This is a genomic window from Pseudomonas sp. GW823-FHT02F05 (assembly GCF_058797315.1).
This window is the reverse complement of sequence record NZ_JBXAJM010000020.1, coordinates 48,245-61,693: the sequence shown is the minus strand read 5'-3', so window position 1 is coordinate 61,693 and position 13,449 is coordinate 48,245. Positions and strand designations below refer to the sequence as shown.

Below are 13,449 nucleotides of genomic sequence, written 5' to 3'. Positions count from 1 at the left end.
GCCTGTGGAAACAGACAGAAATATGACGCAATCACGCTTCGTGAAGACCGACCATCATACACCGAAAAAACCGTTCGTCAGCGCACGGGCAATTCCCCCCGGATTGCTGCTGAAACTATTTTGACAATCATTCTCGTTAACATTAAGATCCATCGCACTTAAGCCATAAACCCGCGACGGTTCTCACTTATGTATGTCTGCCTCTGCACTGGCGTCACCGACGGACAAATCCGCGAAGCAATCTATGAAGGTTGCTGCAGCTACAAAGAAGTGCGTGAAACCACCGGCGTTGCCAGCCAGTGCGGCAAATGTGCTTGCCTGGCCAAGCAAGTGGTACGGGAAACCCTGACGCAGCTGCAAACAGCCCAGACCGCACTCCCCTACTCGACAGAATTTACACACGCCTGATAGGCATGTTTTAAAGAGCCGGACCTTGTGTCCGGTTTTTTTATGCCTGTAATTCAATTAGTTAGCGCCAAGACGCGGAACACAAACATTCTTATTCCGATTAATTTTCATTTATTATTCAATAACTTAGGTTTGACACTAGGATTTTCACCGCTCAGACTCCGCCCTATACACAGCTATTACAGGGCAGGACCCCAGTCATGAAAGGCGACATCTCAGTCATCCAGCAACTCAACAAAATCCTTGCCAATGAACTAGTCGCGATCAATCAGTACTTCCTGCATGCGCGCATGTACGATGACTGGGGCCTGGAAAAGCTCGGCAAGCGTGAATACAAAGAATCGATCAAGGCCATGAAGGACGCCGACGCGCTGATCAAGCGCATCCTGTTCCTGGAAGGCCTGCCGAACGTGCAGGACCTGGGCAAGCTGAACATCGGCGAGCACACCCAGGAAATGATCAGCAGCGACCTGGGCTTTGAGCGCAAGAGCCACAGCGACCTGAAGGCTGGTATCGCTCACTGCGAAACCAAGGGCGATTTCGGCAGCCGTGAACTGTTGGAAGATATCCTGGAAGATCAGGAAGAGCATATCGACTGGCTTGAAACCCAGTTGGGCCTGATCGACAAGGTCAGCCTGGAGAATTACCTGCAATCGCAGATGGGTGAATAACCCGTAGCGTTCAGGCACAAAAAAGCCCCGCTCTCACCAGAGAAGCGGGGCTTTTTATTGCTCGCCAATTAGGCGTCAGTCTTGACTGCTGCTTTTTGCGCTGCGTCTTTGATCAGCGCTTGCAGCGAGCCATCAGCTGCCATTTCAGTGATGATGTCGCTACCGCCAACCAGCTCACCGGCTACCCACAACTGCGGGAAAGTCGGCCAGTTGGCGTACTTTGGCAGGTTGGCGCGGATTTCAGGGTTTTGCAGGATATCCACGTAAGCGAACTTCTCGCCACATGCCATCACAGCCTGGGACGCTTTTGCGGAGAAACCGCACTGAGGCGCGTTAGGTGCGCCCTTCATGTAAAGCAGAATGGTGTTGTTGGCAATCTGCTCTTTGATCGTTTCGATGATATCCATGGAACACCTCTGCAGGAACTTTGCGACTCACGGGTCGGCACGGTGGCGCATTGTAACGCAAAAATCCAGCAGGATGCTCAGGCCGCCGCCACCTTCACCGGTACGCCGTTGAGCGCCGCATTACCCGACAACTCGTCCAATTGCCGCTCGTCGGTCAAGTCATTGGCACTCGCCCCCGGCTGGCTGCTCGCGATGCTCATCTGCACGCCCGGACGACCGTGGCCCCAGCCGTGAGGCAGGCTGACCACACCCGGCATCATGTCCGTGCTGGCCGCTACTTCCACCTCGACCATACCGATACGCGAACTCACCCGCACCCGCTGGCCATCGCTCAACTGACGGCTAGCCAGATCATCGGGGTGCATCAGCAGTTGATGGCGTGGCTTACCCTTCACCAGCCGGTGATAGTTATGCATCCAGGAATTATTGCTGCGCACATGCCGCCTGCCAATCAATAGCAGTTCGTCGGCCACCGGCACCGGCTGCGCGGCGAAACGCGCCAGGTCTGCCAGGATCACGGCCGGTGCCGCTTGCACCTTGGCATCCGCGGTTTTCAAACGTGCCGCGAGGTTGGGCTTTAGCGGCCCCAGGTCGACGCCATGGGGATGATCCGCCAGCATGGCCACCGACAGTTTATGACTGGATGCGTCACCATAGGCACCCGCACGCAGGCCAAAGTCGATCATCTGTGCCGGTGGCAGGGTGGGCTTGAGCACCGCGCCAGTGTGCGCCGCAAACGCCTTGGCCAAGCCGACAAAGATCTCCCAGTCATGCAATGCACCCTCAGGCTTGGGCAGGATGGCGCGATTGAAGCGTGTGACATTGCGTACCGCGAACAAATTGAAGGTAGTGTCGTAGTGATCGTTTTCCAGCGCCGAGGTGGAGGGCAAGATCAGGTCGGCATAACGCGTGGTCTCGTTGATATACAGGTCGATGCTGACCATGAACTCCAACCCGTCCAGGGCTTGTTCCAATTGGCGGCCGTTAGGCGTGGACAGTACCGGGTTGCCGGCCACCGTCACCAGGGCGCGGATCTGCCCTTCACCCTCGGTCAGCATTTCTTCGGCCAGGGCTGACACCGGCAGTTCTCCGCCGTACTCCGGCCGCCCGGACACGCGGCTCTGCCAGCGGTTGAAATGGCCGCCGCTGGTGGAGGCCACCAGGTCCACCGCGGGGCTGGTGCAGAGCGCGCCGCCGACACGGTCCAGGTTGCCGGTCACCAGGTTGATCAGTTGCACCAGCCAATGGCACAGCGTGCCAAACGCTTGGGTCGAGACCCCCATGCGGCCATAACAAACGGCCTTGTCAGCGCCGGCGAAGTCCCTGGCCAACTGGCGAATCTGCTCGGCAGGCACCGCACACTGGCGGCTCATGGCCTCGGCATCGAAGCCGGCAATCGCCTTGCGTACATCATCCAGGCCTTGCACCGGCAAATGGCTGTCGCGTGTCAGCCCTTCGGAGAACAAAGTGTTGAGCACCCCAAACAACAATGCCGCATCGCCGCCGGGGCGTACGAACACGTGCTGGTCCGCGATGGCTGCCGTCTCGCTGCGCCGAGGGTCGACCACCACCACTTTTCCGCCCCGCGCCTGGATGGCCTTGAGGCGTTTCTCCACATCGGGCACAGTCATGATGCTGCCATTGGAAGCCAGCGGGTTGCCGCCGAGAATCAACATGAAGTCGGTCTGGTCGATATCGGGTATGGGCAACAACAGGCCGTGGCCGTACATCAGGTGACTGGTGAGGTGATGAGGCAGTTGGTCTACCGAGGTCGCGGAAAAACGATTGCGCGTCTTCAACAGCCCTAGAAAGTAGTTGCTGTGGGTCATCAACCCATAGTTATGCACGCTTGGGTTGCCCTGATACACCGCCACCGCGTTCTGCCCATGCCGCGTCTGGATACCCGCAAGCCGCTCGGCCACCAGGGCAAAGGCTTCATCCCAGCCAATCGGCTGCCATTCGCTGCCCACCCGCCGCATGGGTTGGTGCAGGCGGTCCGGGTCATTCTGGATGTCCTGCAGGGCCACCGCCTTGGGGCAGATGTGGCCGCGACTGAAACTGTCCAGAGGGTCGCCCTTGATCGAGGTGATCGCCAGGCTACCGTCTTCGGCTTGGGTGGTTTCCAGGGTGAGGCCGCAGATGGCTTCGCACAGGTGGCAGGCACGGTGGTGGAGAGTCTTGGTCATGGCCAGTCTCTTTTATAGGGGCTTTGACTCAACTATGGGCCGCGACCACTTGGCGCGCCAGCAACCTTCGCGTTGTGAATCGACGGGCATAGGCCAGGGCATGGCTAAGCATGAGCAAATGTTTCAGAAACCTTGTCAGCAGGCGCTGAAACCGACGCGACCTGGCCCAAGCCCGCCCCCGCGCATTGCAAAAGGCCTGGACGCCAGTGTACAAATGGTTCGCTGCTGTCAGGAATTCGTCTTCAAACGCGCGCCAGCGCCCTGCTTGAACACCCCTAAAGCCGTAGCCCTATTGGTAAAACGCGACATTTAATGTCAATATCGCGTCTTCCCCTATTTCGTCGCCCCGTGCGGCTTTCGCCGCAGGTCTCGCCCGTTGTCGCAATAAACAAGGCTTTGAGTATCTGCGGTCTGTTGCAAAAGGTAGTTAATGATGAGCGCAAGGCACTTTCTCTCCCTGATGGATTGCACGCCCGAAGAGCTGGTCAGCGTGATCCGTCGAGGCATTGAGCTTAAAGACCTGCGTAACCGCGGTGTACTGTTTGAGCCGTTGAAAAACCGGGTACTCGGGATGATTTTCGAAAAGTCCTCGACCCGCACACGCCTGTCGTTCGAAGCCGGCATGATCCAGCTGGGTGGCCAGGCCATCTTCCTGTCACCGCGCGACACCCAATTGGGCCGTGGTGAGCCGATCAGCGATTGCGCCATCGTGATGTCGCGCATGCTCGATGCCGTGATGATCCGTACCTTCGCCCACAGCACCTTGACCGAATTTGCCGCCAACTCCCGTGTGCCCGTGATCAACGGCCTGTCCGATGACCTGCACCCCTGCCAGTTGCTGGCCGACATGCAAACCTTCCTCGAACACCGTGGCTCGATCCAAGGCAAGACCGTGGCCTGGATCGGCGATGGCAACAACATGTGCAACAGCTATATAGAAGCGGCGATCCAGTTCGACTTCCACCTGCGCATCGCCAGCCCTGAAGGCTACGAGCCCAGCGCCGAGTTCATGGCCAAGGCCGATGGCCGTGTGCAACTGCTGCGCGATCCGAAAGACGCAGTGGTCGGCGCGCACCTGGTCAGCACCGACGTCTGGACCTCCATGGGCCAGGAAGACGAAACCGCCAAGCGCCTGGCCCAGTTCGCGCCGTTCCAGGTGACCCGTGCGTTGCTCGACCTGGCCGCGCCAGACGTGCTGTTCATGCACTGCCTGCCCGCCCACCGGGGCGAAGAAATCAGCCAGGACCTGCTCGACGATTCGCGCTCAGTCGCGTGGGATCAGGCCGAGAACCGCCTGCATGCGCAAAAAGCCTTGCTCGAATTCCTCGTACCACCGTCGTACCACCACGCATGAGCCAGTCATTACTGCTGAACCTGCGCAATCTGGCATGCGGCTATCAAGACCAGCGCGTCGTGCAGAACCTCAACCTGCACCTCAACGCCGGCGATATCGGTTGCCTGCTCGGCTCTTCAGGGTGTGGCAAAACCACCACCCTGCGCGCGATTGCTGGCTTTGAGCCGGTGCATGAAGGCGAAATCAGCCTGGCGGGCGAAGTCATCTCCCGTGCCGGTTTCACCCTCGCCCCGGAAAAACGTCGTATCGGCATGGTGTTCCAGGACTACGCGTTGTTCCCGCACCTGAGCGTGGCTGACAACATCGCCTTTGGCATTCGCAAGCACCCGCAAAAAGAGCGCGTAGTTGCCGAGTTGCTGGAACTGGTCAACTTGAAGAACCTGGGCAAGCGCTTCCCCCATGAGCTTTCCGGTGGTCAGCAACAACGCGTCGCTCTCGCCCGGGCCCTGGCGCCGGAGCCGCAACTGCTGTTGCTGGATGAACCCTTTTCCAACCTCGATGGCGAACTGCGCCGCAAGCTCAGCCATGAAGTGCGCGACATCCTCAAGGCTCGCGGCACCAGCGCGATCCTGGTAACCCATGATCAGGAAGAGGCCTTCGCCGTCAGCGATCACGTCGGGGTCTTCAAGGAAGGCCGCCTTGAGCAGTGGGACACGCCCTACAACCTCTATCACGAACCGCAGACGCCTTACGTCGCCAGTTTCATCGGCCAAGGGTATTTCATCCGTGGTCGGCTGAACTCGCCCGAATCGGTCAGCACTGAACTGGGCGACCTGCGCGGCAACCGTGCCTACACCTTGCCGACCGGCGCTGCGGTGGACGTGCTGCTGCGCCCGGACGATATCGTGTATGCGCCGGACAGCGCGTTGAAAGCCCGGATCGTCGGCAAGACCTTCCTCGGCGCCTCAACGCTGTACCGGTTACAGCTGCCGACCGGCGCTCAGCTGGAGTCGATTTTCCCCAGCCATGCCGATCACCAAGTGGGCGCGGAGGTGGGGATTCGTGTGGCGGCTGAGCATTTGGTGGTGTTCCAGGCATCCGGCAGCACAGCGGCGCAAATTCCTGCTGTTGAGTCAGGCGTGCGCCGCCACAGCGTCGCTCACTGATAAAACCGGGTCGGAATGTAGGAGCTGGCTTGCCTGCGATGCAGACAACTCGGGTTATCTGTTACACCGCGTTGATGCTATCGCAGGCAAGCCAGCTCCCACATTTGATCCTCATAGACTTCAAAGAATGAATATCAGGCCCGCCCGATCGGTGCGAATTTGGCCTGGGTGTGTTCAGCCAACACCGCCGCTGGCAATTCAACTTCCAATCCTCTTCTGCCCGCGCTGACAAAAATCGTTGCAAAGGGTTGCGCCGTTTCATCGATAAACGTGCGCAGCCGCTTCTTCTGACCCAGCGGGCTGATGCCGCCCAACAGATAACCCGTGGAACGCTGCGCCGCTGCCGGGTCAGCCATTTCGACTTTCTTCACACCCGCAGCATGAGCCAGGGCTTTCAAGTCCAGACTTCCGACGACCGGCACAACCGCCACCAACAATTCACCCTTCTCACTGCTCGCCAGCAGCGTCTTGAACACTTGGGCCGGGTCCAGGCTCAATTTTTCCGCGGCCTCCAGCCCATACGAGGCTGCCTTGGGATCATGTTCATAACTATGCACACGATGTTCGGCGCGAACTTTTTTCAACAGGTCCAATGCAGGGGTCATAACGGCTCCGGGCGGGCAAACTGATGGCCAATTCTAGGCCAAGCCTACCTAAAACGCTCTAGCACAGACCTATCACCGCAAAAGCAACGTGCCTTGGCCATGATCATTCACCACACCAATAGTTCGGAAATGACCAATGGTTCACTTTCGACCTTTGACAGCGGTCATTCTTGTCTATATTTTTTCGTTTCCGAATACCGTAGGAATAATTCTCTGGTACTCCGCAGTGAGCCACGATCCAGGATGGGGATCCTTCTCGTGGTGAATATCGCGCAACTGCCCGTTGAGGCCGTGCGCAAGACAAGAACAACAATTGAGGTTTTCCATGACAACTGCTCTTCAACAGCCTTCACTTTCGAGCCAATGCATGGCCGAATTCCTGGGCACCGCGCTGCTGATCTTCTTCGGTACAGGATGCGTCGCCGCGCTCAAGGTCGCGGGTGCGAGCTTTGGCTTATGGGAAATCAGTATCATCTGGGGGGTCGGCGTGAGCATGGCGATCTACCTGAGTGCCGGTATTTCCGGGGCTCACCTCAACCCGGCGGTCAGTATCGCCCTGTGCATCTTTGCCGATTTTGAAAAGCGCAAACTGCCCTTCTATATTCTTGCCCAGGTCGCCGGCGCCTTTTGCTCCGCCGCCCTGGTGTACACGCTCTACAGCAATCTGTTTTTCGATTACGAACAAACCCACCACATGGTCCGCGGCTCACAAGCCAGCCTGGAATTGGCGTCGGTGTTCTCCACCTATCCCCATGCGCTGCTGAGCACGGCCCAGGCATTCCTGGTGGAGATGGTCATCACCGCCATCCTGATGGGCGTGATCATGGCTCTGACCGATGATAACAACGGCCTGCCACGCGGCCCCCTGGCACCTCTGCTGATCGGTTTGCTGATCGCCGTAATCGGCAGCGCCATGGGCCCGCTGACTGGCTTTGCGATGAACCCGGCACGGGATTTCGGTCCCAAGCTGATGACCTTTTTCGCCGGTTGGGGTGAAATGGCCTTTACTGGCGGTCGCGATATTCCTTATTTCCTGGTGCCGATTTTCGCTCCGATTGTCGGCGCATGCCTGGGCGCTGCGGCCTATCGCGGGCTGATTGCTCGCCACCTGCCGAGCGCCGCACCGGCTATCGCTGAAGAAACACCTGACACGGCTGTCAACGGCAAGACTCGTATTTCCTGAAAGCGCCAGCCTGGTCCCCTGCCCTTCGCGGCCCAGGCTGATTTCTGACTTCCTTATTTCGTCCAAGGCAATTGACATGACCGACCTTCAGAATAAGAACTACATCATTGCCCTTGATCAGGGCACCACCAGTTCCCGGGCGATCATCTTCGATCGTGACGCCAACGTGGTGTGTACCGCCCAGCGTGAATTCGTCCAGCACTACCCGCAGGCTGGCTGGGTTGAACATGACCCGATGGAAATCTTCGCCACCCAGAGCGCGGTGATGGTCGAAGCGCTGGCGCAGGCCGGCCTGCACCATGACCAGGTGGCCGCCATCGGTATCACCAACCAGCGTGAAACCACGGTGGTCTGGGACAAGATCACCGGCCGCCCGATCTATAACGCTATTGTCTGGCAGTGCCGCCGCAGTACCGAGATCTGCCAGCAGCTCAAGCGCGACGGCCATGAGCAATACATCAGCGACACCACGGGCCTTGTGACCGACCCATACTTCTCCGGCACCAAGCTCAAGTGGATCCTCGACAACGTCGAAGGCAGTCGCGAACGTGCGCGCAATGGCGAACTGCTGTTCGGCACCGTCGACAGCTGGCTGATCTGGAAATTTACCGGCGGCAAGACCCACGTCACCGACTACACCAACGCGTCGCGCACCATGCTCTTCAACATCCACACCCTGGAGTGGGATGCGAAGATGCTGGAGATTCTCGACATCCCACGGGAAATGCTCCCTGAAGTGAAGTCGTCGTCGGAAATCTATGGCCGTACCAAGAGCGGCATCGCTATCGGTGGCATTGCCGGCGACCAGCAAGCGGCCCTGTTTGGCCAGATGTGCGTGGAAGCGGGCCAGGCCAAGAACACCTACGGCACCGGCTGCTTCCTGCTGATGAACACCGGCGACAAGGCGGTGAAATCCAAGCACGGCATGCTCACCACCATTGCCTGCGGCCCGCGCGGTGAGGTGGCCTATGCCCTGGAAGGCGCGGTCTTCAACGGTGGCTCCACCGTGCAATGGCTACGTGACGAGCTGAAGATCATCAACGATGCCCACGACACCGAATACTTTGCCGGCAAGGTCAAGGACAGCAACGGCGTGTACCTGGTACCCGCTTTCACCGGTCTCGGCGCGCCCTACTGGGACCCGTATGCCCGTGGCGCACTGTTCGGCCTGACCCGTGGCGTACGCGTAGACCACATTATTCGCGCAGCCCTGGAGTCGATTGCCTACCAGACCCGCGACGTCCTCGACGCCATGCAACAGGACTCGGGCGAACGCCTCAAGGCCCTGCGCGTGGACGGCGGCGCGGTTGCCAACAACTTCCTGATGCAATTCCAGGCCGACATCCTCGGCACCCAGGTAGAACGCCCGCAAATGCGCGAGACCACCGCCCTCGGCGCAGCCTACCTGGCGGGCCTGGCGTGTGGCTTCTGGGGCAGCCTGGACGAGTTGCGCGGCAAGGCGGTAATCGAGCGCGAGTTCGAGCCACAGCTGGACGAGGCGGCCAAAGAGAAACTCTACGCCGGCTGGCAAAAAGCTGTGAGCCGCACCCGTGACTGGGAGCCGCACGAAGGCGCCGAATAAGCCAAGCGCTGGCTTACGGCAGGTTGTAACTGGCAGGGAGCGGATTCCTGCGTCATCATGGGCCACTTTTGTATGGCAGCCCAAAGGACGCCCCATGAATCTGCCTCCCCGCCAACAACAAATCCTCGAACTGGTCCGCGAACGCGGGTACGTCAGTATCGAGGAAATGGCGCAGCTATTCGTTGTCACCCCGCAAACCATCCGCCGCGATATCAACCAGCTGGCGGACGCCAACCTGTTGCGCCGCTACCACGGCGGCGCAGCCTATGACTCCAGTGTCGAGAACACCGCGTACGCCATGCGTGCCGACCAGATGCGCGACGAGAAGCAACGCATCGGCGAAGCCATCGCCGCGCAGATTCCCGATCATGCCTCGCTGTTCATCAACATCGGCACCACCACCGAATCCATCGCCCGTGCGCTGCTCAATCACAGCCACCTGAAAATCATCACCAACAACCTCAACGTTGCCACCATGCTCAGCGCCAAGGACGACTTCGATGTGTTGCTCACCGGCGGCAATGTACGCCGTGACGGCGGCGTGGTGGGCCAGGCCAGTGTCGACTTCATCAACCAGTTCAAGGTCGACTTTGCCCTGGTGGGCATCAGCGGGATCGACGAGGACGGCAGCCTGCTGGACTTCGATTACCAGGAGGTGCGGGTTTCCCAGGCAATCATCGCCAATGCGCGGCAGGTGATCCTGGCGGCGGACTCCAGCAAATTCGGGCGCAATGCCATGATTCGCCTGGGGCCGATCAGCCTAGTGGACTGCCTGGTGACTGACCAGCAGCCGGTGCCGGCGTTGGTGCAAGTGCTGAATGAGCACAAGGTGCGGCTGGAAGTCGTGTAGCGCCTGTTCAGGCGTCATCGCGGGCAAGTCCGACTCCCACAGTTTGAAATGCGATCAAATGTGGGAGCCGGGCTTGCCCGCGATGACGGCCTCACTCACACCCATACATTCACCTTTGTTCATAATTCTTCCTTTCCCCACCCTTCGATGAGTTTTTTCAATCGAAGTCGGGTGGCTGTGCCCGCAATTATCAGCTACCATTTTCGCAAATGAACATTAATGTTCGAATTCCAAGACGAAAAGATCGCGAGGCCAGCCGATGAACCCTTCCACCTTGCCTGCTCCACCGCTTGCCGAAGTCTATGACGTTGCCGTAATTGGTGGCGGGATCAATGGCGTCGGGATTGCAGCAGACGCAGCCGGTCGCGGTTTGTCGGTATTCCTTTGCGAAAAGGATGACTTGGCCAGCCACACCTCATCGGCCAGCAGCAAGCTGATCCACGGTGGACTGCGTTACCTGGAGCATTACGAATTCCGTCTGGTGCGTGAAGCATTGGCCGAACGCGAAGTACTGCTGGCCAAGGCACCGCACATCGTCAAGCAAATGCGCTTCGTACTGCCGCACCGCCCGCACCTGCGCCCGGCCTGGATGATTCGTGCTGGTCTGTTCCTTTATGACCACTTGGGCAAGCGCGAAAAGCTCGCGGGTTCCAAAAGCCTCAAGTTCGGTGCCGACAGCCCGCTGAAAAGCGAAATCACCAAAGGCTTTGAATACTCCGACTGCTGGGTCGACGACGCCCGCCTGGTGGTACTCAACGCCATGGCTGCCCGCGAGAAAGGCGCGCACATCCACACCCAGACCCGTTGCGTCAGCGCCAAGCGCAGCAACGGCATGTGGGAAATGAACATGGAACGTGCCGACGGCAGCCTGTTCTCGATCCGCGCCCGCGCCCTGGTGAATGCCGCCGGCCCATGGGTGGCCAAATTCATCCGGGACGACCTGAAGCTGGATTCACCGTACGGCATTCGTCTGATCCAGGGCAGCCACCTGATCGTGCCGAGACTGTACGAGGGTGCTCACGCGCATATTCTGCAAAACGAAGACCAACGCATCGTCTTCACCATTCCGTACCTGAACCACCTGACCATTATCGGCACCACCGACCGCGAATACACCGGCGACCCGGCTGCAGTGGCGATCACCGAAGGTGAAACCGACTACATGCTTAAAGTGGTCAACGCGCACTTCAAGAAACAGCTGAGCCGCGACGATATCGTCCACACCTACTCCGGCGTGCGCCCACTGTGCAATGACGAGTCGGACAACCCGTCGGCCATTACGCGTGACTACACCCTGTCGCTGTCCGGCGGCACCGGCGAAGCGCCGATCCTGTCGGTGTTCGGTGGCAAGCTGACCACCTATCGCAAACTGGCTGAGTCGGCCATGGCCCAACTGGCGCCGTACTTCACCCAGATGCGCCCAAGCTGGACTGCCACAGCCAGCCTGCCCGGTGGCGAACACATGACTACCCCAGAAGCCCTGGCCGATGCCATCCGCGCCAAGTTCGACTGGGTACCGAGCGAGATCGCCCGTCGCTGGTCCACCACCTACGGCAGCCGCACCTGGCGCTTGCTGGAAGGCGTGCAATCGCTCGCCGATCTGGGTGACCACTTGGGTGGCGGCCTCTATACCCGCGAAGTCGACTACCTGTGCGCCGAAGAGTGGGTAACACAACCGCAGGACGTGCTGTGGCGCCGTACCAAGCTTGGCCTGTTCACCACGCCGCAAGAGCAGGAAAACCTGCAGCGCTACTTGTCCAAGGTCGAGCAGAACCGCAGCAAGATCGAAGCCGCCTGACCGCCCCAGTGTAGGAGCGAGCTTGCTCGCGAAAAACCCGAGAGCGCCGCGTTTATTCAGCATAAACGCGGCGTTTTTGCGTTTTTCGCGAGCAAGCTCGCACCTACGGACTATTCGGTTTTCCGAACGCGCCCCTCTGCCCTATTCGGTTTGCCGGACTACCGACCGAAAATACTGCCGACACAAAAAGTTAATTTCCATATAAATCATGAAGTTATCCTTTTGTTTTCGGTATGGCACGACTCATGCTCTACACTCTTCAACGATTGCCTGAGGCGCCTTAGGAGCCGTCACGGGCAGTCGCTGTACAAGAGAGCCGTTCAGCTGGCTTCATAAAAAAAACAAATGTCGAGGAAGTATTGATGCGCATCGTTCCCCATATCCTGGGCGCAGCTATCGCTGCTGCTCTGATCAGCACTCCAGTTTTTGCCGCCGAACTCACCGGCACACTGAAGAAAATCAACGACTCCGGCACCATCACTCTCGCTCACCGCGACAGCTCCATTCCGTTTTCCTACATCGCGGATGGCTCGGGCAAACCCGTGGGCTACTCCCACGACATCCAGTTGGCCGTTGTCGAGCAACTGAAAAAAGACCTGAACAAACCCGACCTCAAAGCCAAGTACAACCTGGTGACCTCGCAAACCCGTATCCCGTTGATCCAGAACGGCACCGCGGATCTGGAGTGCGGCTCCACCACCAACAACACCGAACGCGCCCAGCAAGTTGATTTCACCGTCAACATCTTCGAAATCGGCACCCGCCTGCTGGTCAAGAAAGACAAGGAAGGCAAGCCGTCCTACGCTGACTTTGCCGACCTGAAAGGCAAAAACGTCGTGACCACCGCCGGTACCACGTCCGAGCGCATCATCAAGGCGATGAACGCCGACAAGCAGATGGGCATGAACGTTATCTCCGCCAAAGACCACGGCGAATCCTTCCAGATGCTCGAAAGCGGCCGCGCCGTTGCATTCATGATGGACGACGCCCTGCTGGCCGGTGAAGAAGCCAAGGCCAAGAAGCCGGACGACTGGGTCATTACCGGTACTCCGCAGTCCTTTGAAGCCTACGCTTGCATGGTTCGCAAAGGCGACCCGGACTTCAAGAAAGCCGTGGATGACGCCATTGTCGCCCTGTACAAGTCCGGCGAGATCAACAAGATCTACGCCAAATGGTTCGAAAGCCCGATCCCACCGAAAGGCCTGAACCTTAACTTCCCGATGAGCGACAAGGTCAAGGAGCTGATCGCTAACCCTAGCGACAAACCAGCGCCAGAAGTAAAAATCTGATACCTGACTA

At 58.9% G+C, this 13,449-nt stretch carries 12 protein-coding genes; 9 read left to right on the top strand and 3 right to left on the bottom strand.

Annotated features, from left to right (window positions below):
• Positions 1-189 precede the first annotated feature (189 nt).
• Together AC1RAC_RS22220 and bfr are read left to right on the top strand one after the other, a co-directional pair.
• Positions 190-408: a bacterioferritin-associated ferredoxin gene (locus AC1RAC_RS22220; RefSeq protein WP_054917766.1), complete on the top strand. Its 219-nt coding sequence runs from the start codon at positions 190-192 to the stop codon at positions 406-408.
• Positions 409-608: 200 nt separating this feature from the next.
• On the top strand, positions 609-1,079 hold the full coding sequence (gene bfr, locus AC1RAC_RS22215; protein ID WP_054898039.1) for a bacterioferritin: 471 nt from the start codon (positions 609-611) through the stop codon (positions 1,077-1,079).
• Positions 1,080-1,147: 68 nt separating this feature from the next.
• On the opposite strand, the gene grxD is transcribed toward bfr, so the two are convergent.
• The gene (gene grxD / locus AC1RAC_RS22210) at positions 1,148-1,486 is read right to left on the bottom strand and encodes a Grx4 family monothiol glutaredoxin (RefSeq protein ID WP_054898038.1); all 339 of its coding nucleotides are present in this window, start codon (positions 1,484-1,486) and stop codon (positions 1,148-1,150) included.
• 77 nt (positions 1,487-1,563) lie between these two features.
• Positions 1,564-3,672 carry a molybdopterin oxidoreductase family protein gene (locus AC1RAC_RS22205; protein WP_492616997.1) on the bottom strand — a complete coding sequence of 703 codons (2,109 nt, stop codon included), beginning with the start codon at positions 3,670-3,672 and terminating at the stop codon, positions 1,564-1,566.
• 433 nt (positions 3,673-4,105) lie between these two features.
• On the opposite strand from AC1RAC_RS22205, the gene argF reads away from it, so the two are divergent.
• Both argF and AC1RAC_RS22195 read left to right on the top strand, forming a co-directional pair.
• A complete protein-coding gene (gene argF / locus AC1RAC_RS22200; protein ID WP_492616996.1) occupies positions 4,106-5,026 on the top strand; it encodes an ornithine carbamoyltransferase in 921 nt (306 codons plus the stop codon).
• Complete coding sequence (locus AC1RAC_RS22195) at positions 5,023-6,132, top strand: ABC transporter ATP-binding protein (RefSeq protein WP_034126462.1); 1,110 nt, start codon at positions 5,023-5,025, stop codon at positions 6,130-6,132. The genes argF and AC1RAC_RS22195 overlap by 4 nt, the downstream gene beginning before the upstream one ends.
• A gap of 134 nt (positions 6,133-6,266) precedes the next feature.
• On the opposite strand, the gene ybaK is transcribed toward AC1RAC_RS22195, so the two are convergent.
• Positions 6,267-6,737, bottom strand: a complete 471-nt coding sequence (gene ybaK / locus AC1RAC_RS22190; protein WP_014717137.1) for a Cys-tRNA(Pro) deacylase — start codon at positions 6,735-6,737, stop codon at positions 6,267-6,269.
• A 325-nt stretch (positions 6,738-7,062) separates the two neighbouring features.
• On the opposite strand from ybaK, the gene AC1RAC_RS22185 reads away from it, so the two are divergent.
• The 5 genes from AC1RAC_RS22185 to AC1RAC_RS22165 all read left to right on the top strand — a co-directional run bounded on the left by AC1RAC_RS22185 (position 7,063) and on the right by AC1RAC_RS22165 (position 13,439).
• Complete coding sequence (locus AC1RAC_RS22185) at positions 7,063-7,920, top strand: MIP/aquaporin family protein (RefSeq protein ID WP_014717136.1); 858 nt, start codon at positions 7,063-7,065, stop codon at positions 7,918-7,920.
• Between the two features lie 76 nt (positions 7,921-7,996).
• Positions 7,997-9,502, top strand: coding sequence for a glycerol kinase GlpK (gene glpK, locus AC1RAC_RS22180; RefSeq protein WP_032893327.1), 1,506 nt, complete (start codon positions 7,997-7,999; stop codon positions 9,500-9,502).
• A 94-nt stretch (positions 9,503-9,596) separates the two neighbouring features.
• The gene (locus tag AC1RAC_RS22175; protein WP_003188962.1) at positions 9,597-10,352 is read left to right on the top strand and encodes a DeoR/GlpR family transcriptional regulator; all 756 of its coding nucleotides are present in this window, start codon (positions 9,597-9,599) and stop codon (positions 10,350-10,352) included.
• 259 nt (positions 10,353-10,611) lie between these two features.
• Positions 10,612-12,150 carry a glycerol-3-phosphate dehydrogenase gene (glpD, locus tag AC1RAC_RS22170; protein WP_034126461.1) on the top strand — a complete coding sequence of 513 codons (1,539 nt, stop codon included), beginning with the start codon at positions 10,612-10,614 and terminating at the stop codon, positions 12,148-12,150.
• A gap of 362 nt (positions 12,151-12,512) precedes the next feature.
• Positions 12,513-13,439 carry a glutamate/aspartate ABC transporter substrate-binding protein gene (locus AC1RAC_RS22165; RefSeq protein ID WP_003188957.1) on the top strand — a complete coding sequence of 309 codons (927 nt, stop codon included), beginning with the start codon at positions 12,513-12,515 and terminating at the stop codon, positions 13,437-13,439.
• The last annotated feature ends 10 nt before the right edge of the window (positions 13,440-13,449 follow it).

What these genes read in the sequence shown, in the direction of transcription:
- glpD (WP_034126461.1), top strand. Translation starts at nt 10,612, where the DNA reads ATGAACCCTTCCACCTTGCCTGCTCCACCGCTTGCCGAAGTCTATGAC.
- AC1RAC_RS22175 (WP_003188962.1), top strand. Translation starts at nt 9,597, where the DNA reads ATGAATCTGCCTCCCCGCCAACAACAAATCCTCGAACTGGTCCGCGAA.
- ybaK (WP_014717137.1), bottom strand. Translation starts at nt 6,737, where the DNA reads ATGACCCCTGCATTGGACCTGTTGAAAAAAGTTCGCGCCGAACATCGT.
- AC1RAC_RS22220 (WP_054917766.1), top strand. Translation starts at nt 190, where the DNA reads ATGTATGTCTGCCTCTGCACTGGCGTCACCGACGGACAAATCCGCGAA.
- argF (WP_492616996.1), top strand. Translation starts at nt 4,106, where the DNA reads ATGAGCGCAAGGCACTTTCTCTCCCTGATGGATTGCACGCCCGAAGAG.
- grxD (WP_054898038.1), bottom strand. Translation starts at nt 1,486, where the DNA reads ATGGATATCATCGAAACGATCAAAGAGCAGATTGCCAACAACACCATT.
- glpK (WP_032893327.1), top strand. Translation starts at nt 7,997, where the DNA reads ATGACCGACCTTCAGAATAAGAACTACATCATTGCCCTTGATCAGGGC.
- AC1RAC_RS22165 (WP_003188957.1), top strand. Translation starts at nt 12,513, where the DNA reads ATGCGCATCGTTCCCCATATCCTGGGCGCAGCTATCGCTGCTGCTCTG.
- bfr (WP_054898039.1), top strand. Translation starts at nt 609, where the DNA reads ATGAAAGGCGACATCTCAGTCATCCAGCAACTCAACAAAATCCTTGCC.
- AC1RAC_RS22185 (WP_014717136.1), top strand. Translation starts at nt 7,063, where the DNA reads ATGACAACTGCTCTTCAACAGCCTTCACTTTCGAGCCAATGCATGGCC.
- AC1RAC_RS22205 (WP_492616997.1), bottom strand. Translation starts at nt 3,672, where the DNA reads ATGACCAAGACTCTCCACCACCGTGCCTGCCACCTGTGCGAAGCCATC.
- AC1RAC_RS22195 (WP_034126462.1), top strand. Translation starts at nt 5,023, where the DNA reads ATGAGCCAGTCATTACTGCTGAACCTGCGCAATCTGGCATGCGGCTAT.